The organism is Streptomyces sp. NPDC044921 (assembly GCF_056432865.1).
In genome coordinates, this window is record NZ_JBWKIF010000001.1 from 315,699 (window position 1) to 330,390 (window position 14,692).

The 14,692-nt window shown below is 73.6% G+C and carries 12 protein-coding genes and 2 pseudogenes; 4 read left to right on the plus strand and 10 right to left on the minus strand.

What is annotated here, in order from left to right; all coding sequences use genetic code 11:
* Positions 1–5: 5 nt before the first annotated feature.
* Entirely contained in the window at positions 6–2,219 is a 2,214-nt protein-coding gene (locus AC07DA_RS01535; protein WP_479123488.1) for an nSTAND3 domain-containing NTPase, read from the minus strand.
* Between the two features lie 18 nt (positions 2,220–2,237).
* On the minus strand, positions 2,238–3,017 hold the full coding sequence (locus tag AC07DA_RS01540; protein ID WP_479123490.1) for a hypothetical protein: 780 nt from the start codon (positions 3,015–3,017) through the stop codon (positions 2,238–2,240).
* A gap of 327 nt (positions 3,018–3,344) precedes the next feature.
* Between AC07DA_RS01540 and AC07DA_RS01545 the strand changes: the two genes are divergently transcribed.
* On the plus strand, positions 3,345–3,872 hold the full coding sequence (locus AC07DA_RS01545) for a Pycsar system effector family protein (protein WP_479123491.1): 528 nt from the start codon (positions 3,345–3,347) through the stop codon (positions 3,870–3,872).
* A 10-nt stretch (positions 3,873–3,882) separates the two neighbouring features.
* Here AC07DA_RS01545 and AC07DA_RS01550 read toward each other — a convergent pair whose 3' ends face one another.
* Positions 3,883–4,581 (minus strand): Crp/Fnr family transcriptional regulator, encoded by a 699-nt coding sequence (locus AC07DA_RS01550; RefSeq protein WP_479123493.1) that lies wholly within the window; start codon positions 4,579–4,581, stop codon positions 3,883–3,885.
* Positions 4,582–4,884: 303 nt separating this feature from the next.
* On the opposite strand from AC07DA_RS01550, the gene AC07DA_RS01555 reads away from it, so the two are divergent.
* Positions 4,885–7,038: an ATP-binding SpoIIE family protein phosphatase gene (locus AC07DA_RS01555; protein WP_479123494.1), complete on the plus strand. Its 2,154-nt coding sequence runs from the start codon at positions 4,885–4,887 to the stop codon at positions 7,036–7,038.
* Positions 7,039–7,451: 413 nt separating this feature from the next.
* Here AC07DA_RS01555 and AC07DA_RS01560 read toward each other — a convergent pair whose 3' ends face one another.
* The 5 genes from AC07DA_RS01560 to AC07DA_RS01580 form a co-directional block, all read right to left on the minus strand.
* Positions 7,452–8,636, minus strand: a complete 1,185-nt coding sequence (locus AC07DA_RS01560) for a beta-ketoacyl-[acyl-carrier-protein] synthase family protein (protein ID WP_479123495.1) — start codon at positions 8,634–8,636, stop codon at positions 7,452–7,454.
* A gap of 324 nt (positions 8,637–8,960) precedes the next feature.
* Positions 8,961–9,311, minus strand: coding sequence for a helix-turn-helix domain-containing protein (locus AC07DA_RS01565; RefSeq protein ID WP_479123497.1), 351 nt, complete (start codon positions 9,309–9,311; stop codon positions 8,961–8,963).
* A 202-nt stretch (positions 9,312–9,513) separates the two neighbouring features.
* A complete protein-coding gene (locus AC07DA_RS01570; protein WP_479123870.1) occupies positions 9,514–9,762 on the minus strand; it encodes a CBS domain-containing protein in 249 nt (82 codons plus the stop codon).
* Positions 9,763–9,838: 76 nt separating this feature from the next.
* Positions 9,839–11,422 (minus strand): DEAD/DEAH box helicase, encoded by a 1,584-nt coding sequence (locus AC07DA_RS01575; RefSeq protein WP_479123499.1) that lies wholly within the window; start codon positions 11,420–11,422, stop codon positions 9,839–9,841.
* A gap of 243 nt (positions 11,423–11,665) precedes the next feature.
* Positions 11,666–11,869, minus strand: a complete 204-nt coding sequence (locus AC07DA_RS01580) for a cold-shock protein (protein WP_028799214.1) — start codon at positions 11,867–11,869, stop codon at positions 11,666–11,668.
* Between the two features lie 478 nt (positions 11,870–12,347).
* On the opposite strand from AC07DA_RS01580, the gene AC07DA_RS01585 reads away from it, so the two are divergent.
* Together AC07DA_RS01585 and AC07DA_RS01590 are read left to right on the plus strand one after the other, a co-directional pair.
* Complete coding sequence (locus tag AC07DA_RS01585) at positions 12,348–13,136, plus strand: ArsR/SmtB family transcription factor (protein WP_479123871.1); 789 nt, start codon at positions 12,348–12,350, stop codon at positions 13,134–13,136.
* Positions 13,137–13,187: 51 nt separating this feature from the next.
* Positions 13,188–13,715 carry a hypothetical protein gene (locus AC07DA_RS01590; RefSeq protein ID WP_479123500.1) on the plus strand — a complete coding sequence of 176 codons (528 nt, stop codon included), beginning with the start codon at positions 13,188–13,190 and terminating at the stop codon, positions 13,713–13,715.
* Between the two features lie 54 nt (positions 13,716–13,769).
* On the opposite strand, the pseudogene AC07DA_RS01595 reads toward AC07DA_RS01590, so the two are convergent.
* Both AC07DA_RS01595 and AC07DA_RS01600 read right to left on the minus strand, forming a co-directional pair.
* Positions 13,770–14,150 (minus strand): annotated as a pseudogene (locus AC07DA_RS01595) (Uma2 family endonuclease); the annotation flags it as partial.
* 353 nt (positions 14,151–14,503) lie between these two features.
* Positions 14,504–14,617 (minus strand): annotated as a pseudogene (locus AC07DA_RS01600) (cold shock domain-containing protein); the annotation flags it as partial.
* Positions 14,618–14,692: the final 75 nt, after the last annotated feature.

Below are 14,692 nucleotides of genomic sequence, written 5' to 3' on the forward strand. Positions count from 1 at the left end.
GCCTGTCAGTCCTCCGTGCTCAGTACGGCGGTAAGGAAGGTGTCGACCAGGGCGGTGGTCGTCTCGTCGGCGCGGGCCGCGACCTGCCGCAGGGCCGTGGCCAGCGGCGGACCGTCGCCCGGCGGAAGGGCCTCGCCCAGGGCCCGGCCGAACCGTCCGGCCGCCCGCTGCGGCCGTTCCGAGACGGCCGGCAGCTCGCGCAGGGTGGAGTGCAGGGCGGCCAGCGCCCGGCCCCGGCGCGGCAGGTTGTCCAGCACCCCCGACCACAGCTCGCCGACGGTGGCGGTCTGCCGGTCGTCCCGCTCCATCAGCGACGCGCACACCAGCCGCCCGGTGCGCGCGTCCCTCGCCCGCAGGACGGTCAGGGCCGCCCCGAGGAGGTTCTCCTTGTGCTGCCCGGTGAGCGTCGCGCGCTGGGCCCGCAGCCGGTAGGCGAGCGGCCGGAGCACGGCGCCGGTGTCCTGCCCGCACTCGGCGAGCACCGAGACCAGCCCGGCCAGCGCGAAGGCCGCGTCCACGGGCAGCCCGCCGCGCCGGACGATCAGCCGCAGCAGGATCGTGACGGCGTCGGTCGGGAACCGCACCCCCAGCGCGCCGCTGAACGCCGCCGCCGCGGTCGAGCGCAGCGCCGGGTCGGCGGAGCGGGCCCAGCCCCGGGCCACGCCCAGCGCGGTGGCGGCCAGGCTCTCGTCCAGGCACATGCACTGCAGCACCAGCGTCGCCGTCGACTGCCCGGCGGGACCGGCCGCACCGCGCGCCCAGGGGTGCAGGTAGTTGTCGGCGACCTCCTCGAAGGCGGGCCGGGTGAGCAGCGCGAGGCCCTGCGCGACGGACAGCTGGAGCCGCAGCCCGGGCTGGGTGCCGACGAGTTCGGCGAGCCAGTCCCGTACGCCGTTCCAGTACGGCGTGGACCGCTTGGTCCACAGCTCCTCCAGTGCCCACTGGCGGTACGGGGGGTGCGGGAAGACCAGGGCCGTGCGGGTCAGCGGACCGTCCTTGCGCTCCTCCACGGCGACCAGCTCGTTGCGGGACAGCGACTGCCGGCGGTCCATGACCCGGCGGGCCGCCGCGGCCTGCTCCTCCTCGCCGACCGGGGCCGGGAACGCCGTCTCGACCCAGGACTCCAGCCGCTCCTGGCAGGTCTCGAAGTCCCGGTAGCCGACGCCGTTGACGAAGGCCAGGGTGGTGACCTCCGCCCATTCCTGCGGTGTCCGCTCGCGCGCGAACCAGTCCCGCACGGGCCGGGCGGCGCTGCTGCCGTAGTCCTGCCAGACCTCGTCCGGCGCCGCACCGCGGGCGATCCGCCCGGCGGCCGCCGCGACCTCGGCGATCCGGCAGCCCCCGGGCATCAGCGCCACGGCCCGGTCCACGGTGTCGCGCGCGCACCCGGCCCGCACCAGCCGCACCCGCAGTACCGCCGCCAGGTCCGGCAGCCGCCAGGGCACGTGCCGCACGGACTCCACGACACCGTCGCCGACCGGATGCACGGTGGTGACGACCAGGCGGGCGTGGTGCTCACGGACGGTGTCGCGCACCCGGCGCCAGTCGAAGTCCGCCGTCTGGGAGCTGTCCTCGCCCATCCGGTCGAGCAGGACGTAGCCGACGCCCTTCTCGAACGCCACCCGCCCGCTCGCCAGGTCGTCCAGACTGCGGCCCGGCGACAGCACGACGTACTCGGAGCCGTCCGCCAGCGCGTCGACCAGCGCCACCGCGCCGGACCGCTTGCCCGTCCCGGGCGGTCCGACCAGCACCACGACCCCGTCCTGCTCCAGGGCGAGCGCGGCCTGCTCGAAGCAGGCGGGCCTGACGTACGGCGCGAGGATCGCGTCCGCCTCGCCGGCGTCGAGGCGGCCCACGGCCCGGCGGCGGGCGTTGTCGGAACCGGCGGTGCCGATGCCGAACTGGGCGCCGGAGGCGGTGAGTTCCCCGTAGAAGTACTGGTTGACGTTGTTGTGGTGGACCTGCCCGGGCGCGGTGCCGGAGGTGCCCGGGGGGTCCGCCGGCCGGTCCTCCCCGGAGTCGTCGGGCGGTTTCCGCCACGGTTCCGGTTCACCCGTGGGCCGCGGGTCCGGGCCCGGCGGCCGGTCCGGGCCCGGCCGCTCCACCGCCTCGGCGGGGGTGCCCGGGCCGCCGTGCGCGCGGTGCGCGCCGTCCGTGTCGCGCGTCTCCGGTTCGCCTTCGGCGCGCTGCTCGTTGTGTTCCTCGTGTTCCTCGTTCATCCTCGGCCGTCACTCAGGTCACTTGGAGATCCCGAAGACGGCACCCTCGGCGTGAACGGTTCCGTTGAATTCCTGAACTACCGTGTCACTGGGCGCAGTTGGGGCGCCCGGAAGGCGCGTGCCGGCATCCCCCGCGCCCCCCGCACCCCCCGCGCTCCTCGCGCTCCTCGCCGCGCCGGTCCCGGCCGGGGCACCGCCCGGCTCCGGCAGCTCCAGGGCCCTCACGTCGTAGCCGGGCACCCGGATCCACGCCCGGCCCGCGTACTCCTTCTCCGCGACGCACACCTCGCGGAACTCCTGGGGGCGGATCGTGGTGTACGCCTCGCCGATCACGTCGTTGAAGACGGTCGCGGAGACCGCGAGCGCCAGCGGCGCCTCCGGGGCCGCGGCCAGGGCCGCCTTCAGCACCCTGCTGTCCAGCAGCCGGCCGATCTCGACCGGCGCGCGGCCCTCGAAGCCGTTGGCCGCCGGGGAGGCGGTGCCGAAGTGCACCGCGGCCCGCAGCCGCAGCCACGCCTCCTCGCGCCGGTTCCGGTTGAAGGTGCGCAGGCCGGCTTCCAGGTGCCGCATGAAGGGGTCGACGAGGCCGGGCTCGGACGCCCCCTGCGGCAGGACGGCGAACACCGAGTCGCCGCCGACCTGTATCACCCACTGGTCCCACTCCAGCCCGGCCGCCGCGGCCGCCTCCCGCAGCAGCCGCCGGATCGCCTCCTGCCACTCGCGCTGCGTCACCACGTCGACGCCGCCGTATCCCTTCGCGTCGACCGCCAGCAGCAGTCTGCGACCGAACGTTCCCATGCCTGAACTCCCCGCTCACTGAGATGGAGCCGCACCCGGGTCCTGGGCCGGGGGCGCGCTCCGGCAGACACCGGCGTCCGCTCCCCCCTCACGCGGACGCCGGTAGGCCAGTCCTACACGCGCCGTCCGCCGCGAACCCCGTCGAAATACGGGATGCGGAAAGGTGCGGAACATACAGCGGTGGCCTCAAGTTACGGATGAGTTCGCCCCGTTGGCGGGGCCGGTGCGCGCTCTTCCTCGGCAATCCCGCACAAATCCCGGGTTCCGTGGCCGGTTTCGAGGCGTACTGGAGGCACCGAACAGCCCACCGGCCCCAGAAGGAGCAGCATGCCGTCGTCCACCGGTGCCCGCCCCGAGAGCCGTCCCGCGCAGTTCATGTTCACCGCGCTGCAGACCACCCACCAGCACGCCGACACCAAGGCCGGCATCCTCGCCGCGGCCCAGGCCGCCCTCGTCGGCACGGCGGGCCACTGGAGCGCCCCGGCCCTGCGCGCCGCGGGGGAGGGCGGCCCGGCGGGCGTCCTCTCGGGTCTGCTGCTCGCCCTGTTCCTCTGCGCGATGTTCGGCGGCGCGGGCTTCCTGGCGGCCGTCCTGCGCCCCCGGGTCCTGCACCCCGAGGGGGCCAACCGCTACAGCTTCGTCCACCTCGCCTCGGGCCCCGACATCCTGCCCGCCCGGGACGCGGGCGGGCCGGGCGACCCGGACCGGGAGCACCGGGAGCTGTCCGGCACGATCCGGTTCCTGTCCCAGGTCGCGGTGCGCAAGTACCGGTGCGTGACGGCGGCGGTGCTGTGCACGGCGGTGATGGGGGTGAGCGCGGGCCTGCTGGTCGTCCTCCGCCCGTTGCTGGACTGAGGGACGTTTCTCAGCCCTCGCGCGTCAGGTCCCCGAGCTCCTTGAGCCGGTCCGGGTCACGGATCACGGTGGACCCGTAGCCGGTCTCCAGCAGACCGTCCCGGCGCAGCTCCCGCAGCCCCTTGTGGACGGTGGTCTCCGCGGCCCCGGTGAGCGCGGCCAGCTCCGGCTGGGTCAGCCGGCAGCCCAGCACCATGCCGCCCTCGGCCGGACGGCCGTACAGCGTGGCCAGCTCCACCAGGAGCCGGGCCAGCCGCACCTTCGCCGGGTAGCCCCGGAAGTCCAGGCGTCTGCGGTTGGCCCACCGCAGCCGGTCGGCGAGGATCCCCGTCAGCGCGAGGTGCACGTCCGGGCGGCGGGCCAGCAGGGCGTGCAGCGCGCCCGGCTGCACCACCCGGGCGGTCAGCGGCCCGCAGGCCGTCACGGTGGCCGAGCGCGGGGAGCCGTCCAGGGCGGCCATCTCGCCGACGCTGTCCCCGCCCACCCGCACCGCGAGCAGGGACTCCTCGCCGTTCTCCACGCGGGCCGTCACCTTGGCGAAGCCGGAGAGCAGTACCAGGACGTGCCGGTCGCGCGCGCCCTCGCTCAGCAGCACCTTGCCCGCCTCGAACCGCGCCGGCACCCCCAGTTCCAGCAACTCCCGCCGCGCCTCGGGGGCCACGGCCCCGAGCAGACTGCGCGCGGGCCACTGTGCGGAGCTGTACGGCATGGCGGGCTCCTTCGGCCGGTTCGGTGTCGATCGACGAGTCACCTGCATCCTGCCCGCTGCCGCCGCCCGGCGAGTGGGGTACTCACGGGTACGGACGGGCGGGGCGGCCACGAGGGCCGGGGCGCGCGGCGGGGCCGCCCCGGGACCCATCCTCCCCGCCGTTCCGTGTCCGTCACGCCCCGTCCCGGCCCACCCGTGTCCGTCACGCCCCGTCCCGCGTCCGTCGCCTTCCGTGCCGGTGCCCGATCCACTGCTGTGGGCGAAGTGTCCCTATCTGTTATTGAATGAGGTGTGCGATCAGGAATGTCGGGATCCTCGTCCTCGTCGCCGTTCGACATGATCAGCAGCGCCCTGGGGAAGTACATCCCGCGCGGCGGAGCGGCAGCGCCCGCCGGTTCTGCCGAGCCGCGGGACGACCGGCCCGCCCGCCCCCTCGCGTCCGCGGACCCGGCCGCGAGCCGCCAGGAGCAGATACTCGGCGCCGTCAATCTGGACCGCGACCTGCGGATCACCCGCCGCAATCTGGGCGCCCCCGTCTTCGCCGGGGTGGACGCCCCGGTCGGGAGCCCGTTCACCGACCTGCTGCCCCCCGGGGACGTCCCCACGGTCACGCGGCGCCTGCGGCAGGTCCTGGAGACCGGTGAGCCGCACGTCGCCCGGGTCCAGCGCCTGCGCCGCGCCGACGGGTCGGAGCTGGTGGTCTCCATGAGCATCCTGGCCGCGGCGGCGCCCCAGGAGGGACTGACGGTCTCCTTGATCGCCATGGCCAAGAGGCTGCACCTGTACGCCGCCGAAACCGCCATCGGCACCTCGCTGGACATCGGCGAGACCGCCCAGTCGCTGGCGGAGTCGCTGCTGGCCTGGGGAGACGTGGCCGCCGTCGACCTCGACTTCGCCGTGTGGTCGGGCGAGGCCGTGGCCGGGCAGCCGCAGGGACGCATCCGGCTGCGGCGCGCGGCCCTGGTTCCGGACCGGGCGTGGCCCGACGGCTACCTCACCCCCGGCGACGACCTCCCCGGTGACGCCGGCCGCCTGCTGGCCCAGGCGATACGGCGTGACGACGCCGCGCAGGCGCTCGTCATACCCGACCGGGACGCCATCGAGCGGGTCCTCGGCACTCCGCGCCTGGTGCGCGCCCTGGTCCCGGGCGACCAGGCCGCCGCCGTGGCGTTCGTACCGCTGGTGCTGGACGGCGAGCCGCCCGTCGTCCTGGGTGTCGCGGAGGTCTGGCGGCGGGCGGACCGGCCCTTCCACGACGGCGAGCTGCTCGACCTCCAGGAGCTGGTGGCCAGGACCTCCCACCACGTCGACCTGGCCCGCCGGCACCAGCGCGAGCACACCCAGGTGCTCGCCCTGCAGCGCCGGCTGCTTCCCCGCACCGCCGGCGACACCATCGAGACCGCCAGCGTCTACCAGCCCGCCACCCCCGACAGCGCGGGCGTCGGCGGCGACTGGGTGAACAGTTTCCCGCTGCCGGACGGCCGTACGGCCCTCGTGGTCGGCGACGTCGTCGGGCACGGTCTGGGCGCCGCGGCGACCATGGGGCAGCTGAGCATGGAGGCCCGCGCCCTGCTCTCCGCGGGGCTGGCGCCCGACGAGGTGCTGGAGCACCTGGACGAGACCGTGTCCCTGCTCGACGACGCGGAGTCCGGCCTGGCGGCCGGGTACAGCGCCCTCGGCTCGACCTGCTGCGTCGCCGTGTACGACCCGGTCAGCCGGCAGGTGGCCCTGTCCAGCGCCGGCCACCTCCCCCCGGTCCTGGCCCCGCCCGGCGGGCCCGCCGTCCCCCTGCCGATCCGGCCCCACCCGGGCCTGGGCGCCGAGTTCGCGCTGCGGGAACCCTTCGACGTGCACGTCTTCGCCGCTCCCCCCGGCTCCCTGCTCGCCCTCTACACCGACGGCCTGGTCGAGGACCCCGCCCTGTCGATCGACGAGGGCATCGCCAGGCTGGCGGACGCGGTCTGCGCGGTGGACGCGTGGGACGCCCTGCCGCGGGCCGCCCGGCACGTGGTCTCCACCCTGGCGCCCGCCCGCCGGCGCGACGACGTGACCCTGCTGCTCGCCCGCATGATCGGCTACCGCAAGGGGGACACCGCGACTTGGCGGCTGCCCGCCCGCGAGGACGCGGCCGCCCGGGCCCGCGCCCTGGTCTCCACGCTGCTGGCGCGCTGGCGCACCCGGGCCGACACCCGGGACCGGGTGGTGCTGGTCGTCGACGAGCTGGTCGCCAACGCCGTCCGCTTCGCCGGGGGCCCCATCACGGTACGGCTGATCAGGACCGGTCAGGGGCTGCTGTGCGAGGTGGGCGACACCGGCAACGGCAGACCGCGCCTCGGCCGCACCGAGCCCTTCGACGACGCCGGCCGGGGCCTGCACGTCGTCCACCGGCTGACGACCCGGTGGGGGGTGCGGTGGACGGACACCGGGAAGGTGGTCTGGGCGGCGGTGGCGAAATGACGACCGGGACGACGGGCCGACCTGGACCTACGGGGGGCCGACCGGCGCCGGCCGGGATCGACGGGCCGCCCGGGACCTACGGGGACCGACCGGCACCGGCCGGGACCGACGGGCCGACCGGGCCTACGGGGGACCGACTGGCACCGGCCAGGACCAACCGGGATCGGCGGGCCGACCGGGACCGGCGGGCCGACCGGGACCGGCGGGCCGACCTGGGCCTACGGCGGACCGACCGGCACCGGCCGGGACCGACCGGGATCGACGGGCCGACCGGCACCCACCGGCATCGACCGGCACCGACGGGCCGACCTGGGTCTACGGCGGACCGACCGGCACGGGCCGGCACCGGCCAGGACCGACGGGCCGGCCGTCACCGGCCGTGGACGGCCGGTGTGACCGGGTGGTGACGGCGGCTACAGCCACTCGCCTTCCAGCGCGGTGGCCGTCAGCCCCGGGGCCGCCGCGTACAGCACCGCACGGCTGCCCGGCTCCTGCCCGGCGTCGTGGGCCCGGCGCATGATGTCGAACACGGCCGCGCCCCCGCGGTTGCCGCTGAGGTAGCTGTCCCGGCTGTGGTCCAGCAGCCCCGTCGGCCACCCGTCCGGCATCGTCTGCTCCATGTACTGCAGCACCCGTGTGCCGCCGGGGTGCGCGAGCAGGACGTCGGGGTGCCAGGAGCCCGGCTCCTCCTCGTAGCGGACACGCAGCCACTCCCACATGGCGGTGACCGTCTCCTGCACCGCACGCGGCCCGCGCCGGTCCATCACGAAGTGCGTGCCGTCCGCCCGCGTCTCCAGGCGGTGCAGGTCCCGCGTACCGGGCAGGGTGTGGTTCCAGGCGGCGTCCAGCCTCAGCACGGACTCGGGCCTCGGGCGGCCCGTGACGACGGCGGCGACGGCGGTGTCCGCGAACAGCAGCCGGACGATCAGGGACTCCAGGGTGTCGTCCCCGGGCTGGTAGGTCGTGCTCAGCGCCTCCGAGATCACGACCAGGACCACCCGGTCGGGATCCGCGGCCACCAGGTCCGCCGCCAGCGCCAGCGAACGGGTCCCGGCGATACAGGCCCACTGCGTGGCCGGCAGCAGCGTCACGTCGCTGCGCAGCGGCAGCTTGTTGGCCAGCGAGACGTCCAGCCCCGGCAGCGCGGGAGTGGTGGAGTTGCTGGTGATCAGGCAGTCGACGTCCGCGGCGTCCAGCCCGGCGATCTGCAGGGCCCCGCGCGCCGCGCGCTCCCCGTAGGACTGCACGGCGGCCCAGGCCGGAGCGGTGCGCTCCTGGACGGTCTGCGGGGCGGGTATCGCCTCCAGCGCGGCGATCACGCGGTCCACGTCCTGCTCGCCGAACCCCTCACGGGTCAGCGCCTCCCGGGCGGACCCGGGGCCGCCCGGCCACCGGGCACTGCCGTCCCCGGGCGCGACGGCCGTCTCCAGCGGCAGCATCCAGCCGCGCGCCTCGATACCCGTACTGGCCGCGATGCCGTCGATCCGCGGCGCCCAGGCCGCATGCGGGTGCCGGGCGCGCACTTCCTCCACGATCCGGCTGGTACTGACGGTGTGCTCGCCGTGGATCACGGCAGGGGGGCAGAGGTAAGCGGCCATGGTCGGCACCTTTCCGAGGCGTCACATACAAGTCGATACCGCAGCACCCCATTTCGGGCGCCGAGTCCGCATCGAGCATGGAGGCCAAAAGGACATTTCCGCTGTGACCTGGGCAACTTGGGCGCATTTTGGGTACGTGAGGCGACCCACACCGGGTCAGCGGGACGCGGGCGGGCGCGGATACCGGTGCGGGAACGCCGAAGCCGGCAGGAGCCCGGAGAGCCGGAGTTGAGGAGGATCCCCGCGCCAGGGGCCGGGGCACACGGAGGGGAACGAAGCGGAAGACGGCGAACGAACCCGGTGGCCGACCGCGCAGAGGGGCTCTCAGCCCGACCCGGCTCCGGGACCGTCGGACTCCTGGCCCGCGGCGCGGCGGTACTCCGCGTTGATCCGCTGAGCCTCCTCGAGCTGGTCCTCGAGGATGATGATCCGGCACGCGGCCTCGATCGGGGTTCCCCGGTCGACCAGTTCACGAGCGCGCGCGGCGATCCGCAGCTGGTAGCGGGAGTACCGGCGATGCCCGCCCTCCGAACGCAGCGGAGTGATCAGCCGGGCCTCACCGATGGCCCGCAGGAAGGCCGGGGTGGTGCCGAGCATCTCGGCGGCGCGGCCCATGGTGTACGCGGGGTAGTCGTCGTCGTCCAGACGATCGCCGAGCGGATTATCTGCTGCCATGTCACCTCGTAGTCGCAACGCGTCGCGGGGCCCGGTGCCGCACGGCACCAGGGCCCCGCAGGAAATGAAACACCATCGGCCGGCGTGCGGCCGAGCGCCCCCGAGCGACGCGCACCCGCGTACGACGACGAGGGCCCTGCCGACGCGCGTCGGCAGGGCCCTCGTCGGGTCTGTGATGGCCGTGGGGAATCGACCGGCAGGGTCAGGCGGGAGGCCCGGCGAGGACGTCCCGCAGCCTGATCCGGTCCGTGTAGACGGGGCTGCCGCTGAGCGCGGCGAGCCGGGCCAGGGTGACCAGGCCCGTGCTCTCGTCGTCCCCGTCGCAGAGCACGAGGTGATCGACCCGGGCCCCGGCCATGAGGGACAGCGCCACCTCGACCGTCATGTCGTCACGGACGCGGGGACCCCCCGCGTGCCTGTCGTCGATCACGGCCGTGGGAGAGCAGCCCACCGCGTGACGCGTGGTCTCGGCCGGTGTCACGGTGCCTCCGACGAGCAGAAGGGATCGGTTCGCGGTCACGGCGGCCCTACGCGGCCGAGCCGAGGCCCGGCCGCCGCTGCGGCCTGCGCCGCGCCCCTTCACCGACGGCTCCGCCCTGGCCGGCACGCCCCGGACGCCCCCGGCCGCCCCGGCGGCTCCGGGACGGCGAGGACGCCCCACCGGGACGCTCCGCACGCGGCGCGGTGATGACGACCGGGACACCGGACGGTGCCTGGGCGCCGGTGATACGGCTCAACTCCGCCTCCCCGGACCGCACCTGGGCGACCTGCGGCGTGATGCCCGCCGAGGCCATCAGCCGGGTCATGCCCCGACGCTGGTCGGGCGTCACGAGCGTGACGACACTGCCGGACTCCCCGGCGCGGGCCGTACGGCCGCCGCGGTGCAGATAGTCCTTGTGGTCACTGGGCGGGTCCACGTTGACGACCAGATCGAGGTTGTCGACGTGGATCCCGCGCGCGGCGACGTTGGTCGCCACCAGCACCGTCACGTGCCCGCTCTTGAACTGGGCCAGGGTCCGCGTGCGCTGGGGCTGGGACTTGCCGCCGTGCAGGCCGGCGGCGCGGACACCGCTGCTCAGCAGGTGCTCGGTCAGCCGGTCCACGGCGTGCTTGGTGTCGAGGAACATGATCACTCGGCCGTCCCGCGCCGCGATCTCGGTGGTCGTCCGGTGCTTGTCCGCGCCGTGCACGTGCAGCACGTGGTGCTCCATCGTGGTGACCGCGCCCGCCGACGGATCGACGGAGTGCACCACCGGGTCCGACAGGTAGCGGCGGACCAGCAGGTCGACGTTGCGGTCCAGGGTGGCCGAGAAGAGCATCCGCTGCCCCTCGGGCCGCACCTGGTCGAGCAGCGCGGTCACCTGCGGCATGAAGCCCATGTCGGCCATCTGGTCGGCCTCGTCGAGGACGGTGACGGCGACGTCGCCCAGGCGGCAGTCGCCCCGGTCGATGAGGTCCTTGAGCCGCCCGGGCGTCGCGACGACCACCTCGGCACCGGCGCGCAGCGCACCGGCCTGCCGGCCGAGCGACATCCCACCGACGACGGTGGCCAGCCGCAGGCTCACGGACCGGGCGTACGGGGTGAGCGCGTCGGTCACCTGCTGGGCGAGCTCGCGGGTGGGCACGAGAACGAGCCCGAGTGGCTGCCGCGGCTCGGCACGCCGCCCGGCCGTCCGGGCCAGCAGGGCGAGACCGAACGCGAGCGTCTTGCCCGAACCGGTCCGGCCACGGCCGAGTACGTCCCGGCCGGCCAGCGAGTTCGGCAGGGTGGCCGCCTGGATGGGGAACGGCACGGTCACGCCTTCATGGCCGAGCGTCGCCAACAGCCCTGCCGGCATGTCCAGTTCGCCGAACGACTCGACGGCGGGCAGGCCCGGCGTCACGGTCTTCGGCGGCGCGAACTCGCCCTGCACGGGCCGTCCGGCCGACCGGCCGCCGTAACCCTGGGAGCGGCGCGGACCGCCACCGGACCGGCCGGCGCCGGAGCCTTCGCCGAAGCGGTCGTAACCACGGGACGAGCCGGAATCACGGCCCGAGCCGGAATCACGGAACGAGCGGGACATGCCGCTCGAACGGGTGCGGGAATTCTGAGATGTACGGCCACGCTTCATGCGGGACGGGAACCTTCCTTGATGGGCACGTGGCAAGGAATTCCCGCAGCGGAAGAGCGGCGCAGAGAATCTCGAGACGAGCCGGATGTGAGGGGGCGGGCCGGACCGGCGGGAAACCGCGACGGTGCCGATGACGGACGGGACGGATCTCCCGCCCGCCTCGCTCCCCGAAAAAGAGGCGAACCGGGGCCCGCACCCCATCAGGTGCGGGCCCCGGCTGCGAAGTATGCGTCAGCGCCGATATCAGGCGGGGACGATGTTCTCGGCCGTCGGGCCCTTCTGGCCCTGCGCGATGTCGAACGACACCTTCTGGCCTTCCAGCAGCTCGCGGAAGCCCTGGGTGGCGATGTTCGAGTAGTGGGCGAAGACGTCGGCGCCGCCGCCGTCCTGCTCGATGAAGCCGAAGCCCTTTTCCGCGTTGAACCACTTCACGGTGCCAGTAGCCATGTCATTTCTCCTTCGGAGGCGGTGTCGGGAAAACGCCGTGTGCGCATTCCGTGTCGCCGTGATGATTACCCCGTAGGAAATGAACCTTCTGGCAACCACACCTGCAACTGAGATCGACAGTAGCACGGTGCGATCGGCCGGGCGCGCTCGATAATTCCGGCCCGCCCACCCGGCCGGGGAATACGCACAGCCCCCCTCCCCAATACCTCATGTCCCGACTGCAGATATTGCTCCGCCGGGAAGCGTCATTCCCCAGGCACGCTGCGACGCGCACGGCTGTGACCTCCCCGGACAGCGAAATCCCCAGCGTTCGCGCCCCCGGGCGGGGGCGCACCGGCACACGGCCCCGGAACCGGCCGCCGAGAGGAGGCTCACACGTCCGGCGAGGGCGTGGCGGCCACCCCGGGTCGTGCCCCCCCCTTGACGATAGGCAGGTATTTGCCTGCATAATGCGGGTGTGAGCCTCGAAGCAACGGCGATGGACCTGGTGTTCAAGGCGCTGGCCGATCCCACCCGACGACTCCTGCTCGACCGGCTGCGCGAACACAACGGGCAGACACTGCGCGACCTGTGCGAACGCCTTGGCATGGCGCGCCAGTCGGCGACCCAGCACCTGGACGTCCTCGTGCGGGCCAGCCTCGTCACCGTCGTACGGCGCGGCCGGGAGCGGCTGCACTACCTCAACCCGACCCCGATCCACGAGATCGAGGAGCGCTGGATCTCCGGCTTCGACAAACCCCGCCTGCAAGCGATCGGCGCCATCAAACGCCAGGCAGAGGAGTACGCCATGACCAACGCACCCGCACCGGTGCCGGACTACGTATACGTCACCTACATCCGCGCCCGTGCGGACCAGGTGTGGCAAGCCCTGACCGACGCCGACCTGACGGCACGCTACTGGGGACACGCCAACGTCTCCGACTGGCAGCCGGGCTCGGCCTGGGAACACCGGCGAACCGACGGGTCGGGCAAGATCGACGTGGTGGGCCGTGTCCTGGAGGCCGAGCCCCCGACCCGGCTGGTCATCACCTTCGACGACGCCCCTGATGCGGAACCGCCGAGAGAGCCGTCGGTCGTCACCTTCCTCGTCGAACCGCACCAGGACATCGTCCGCCTCACCGTGACCCACGAGAAGCTCCCCAACCGGGAGATGCTGGGCGGCATCTCGGCCGGCTGGCCGGCCGTGCTGGCGAACCTCAAGTCGATGCTGGAGACCGGCGAGGTCCTGCCGCAGGCGCCCTGGGAGATGTCCGGCGCCCACACCTGAGCCGCGCCTCTCCCTCCCTTCCGCGTACACCCGCACAGAGAGGTGCACCACATGCCGGACACCGCCCCACTCCGGGACGCCTACCGCGCACTGCTCGACGCCGCCGCCACCGTGGCCGCCGCCGACGCCGACACCGGCGGCCCCAACCCCGCTCCGGTGGAGGGCGAGTGGAATGCCGACCAGATCCTCGCGCACGTCTCCCTCGTCAGCGCCGCGACCGTCGCCGCCGCCGCGGGTATCGCGGCGGGGGTCACCACGACGTACGACAACCGCATCGCCCTCGACGCCTGGAGCATCGAGCGAACCATCGCGCACGCCGGCGGCAACGCCGGGCTCCGGGACCGCATCAGCGGCCAGGCAGCCGCGCTGTGCGCACTCACCGCAGGCGCGGCGCTCAGTGACACCGAACTCGGCACCCTCGTGCCCGTCCGGCTCCTGTCCAACGACACCCTCCTGGTCGACGAGCCCATGCCGCTGGGCGACCTCGTAACAGGACTGGCGAAGACAGAACTCCCCGGCCACACGAAACAACTCCTCGCCCTCCTCCCCGCCCGGGCCGTGCCCGAGCCGATCCGGTGACCAGGCCACAACGACACTGACTCCGGCCGCCGCCTGCTGCTGAGCAGCGCTGGGTCAGACCTGGCCGAGGTCGATCTCCACAGGGAACGGGGCCACTACCTTGAGGACGCCGGTGAACACGGCTCCGTCCCGGTAGGCCTTCGTCGCGGGGTCGAGAACGTAGGTGTAGACGAGAGGAACACCTGTCGCGGCCTGCTCGATACGCCAGTAGAAGCCGATGCCTGCCTTGGCGTACTGGTCGGCCTTCATGATCCGGCCGGTGGTCTCCGCGCCCGGCGACACCACCTCGGCGACGAGCAGTACGTGCTCAGGACGGGTGGGGGTGATGTCGATCGTGTCCGCCCGGTACACGACGACGTCCGGGCGGCGATTGGTGAGCGGGACGTCCTGAAGCCGCACGTCGAAACCCGTGTCGGCGTTCCACTCCGGGCCCGCGGGCTGTCATGAGGCACCTCCCGGACACTGTGCCGCGGGCTCGATCCCGCCGGATTCAGCGTACTGTCCCAGTCGGCCCGCTATACGGACGTATGAGCTGCGTGACGCACCCGCGGCCACTTCCCTCGAAGACGGATGGTCCCCGAAGCCGCTGCCCGCTCGGACTGCGCGCCCGCGCTGCGTCTGAAACGGGCCGGCACCGACGGGAATCGCTGACACACGAGTGGCATCGCGTCGCACATGATGAAGGCCAGCAAGGGAGGAAACCCCTCCTGAGCTGGCCCCTCCGGCTGTGCCCCCGACAGGATTCGAACGGGTCCGATCGTGGCCGCTTCGGTGCGTCATCGTTCGTTGCCCTGCATCTGGATGTCGGAGAAGTGGCCCCAACATCCGCCGGGGGTCTCGGGGGAGTCGAGCACGCCCCACCCTTCCTCGTCGTGCCACTCGCGGACGGTCGCAGTCACCATGGCTGGAACCTTACGGCTCACGTCTGCGCCGACATGCAGCGCAGCGGAGTCCAGGAGGTGACCAGTCGTCCAAGC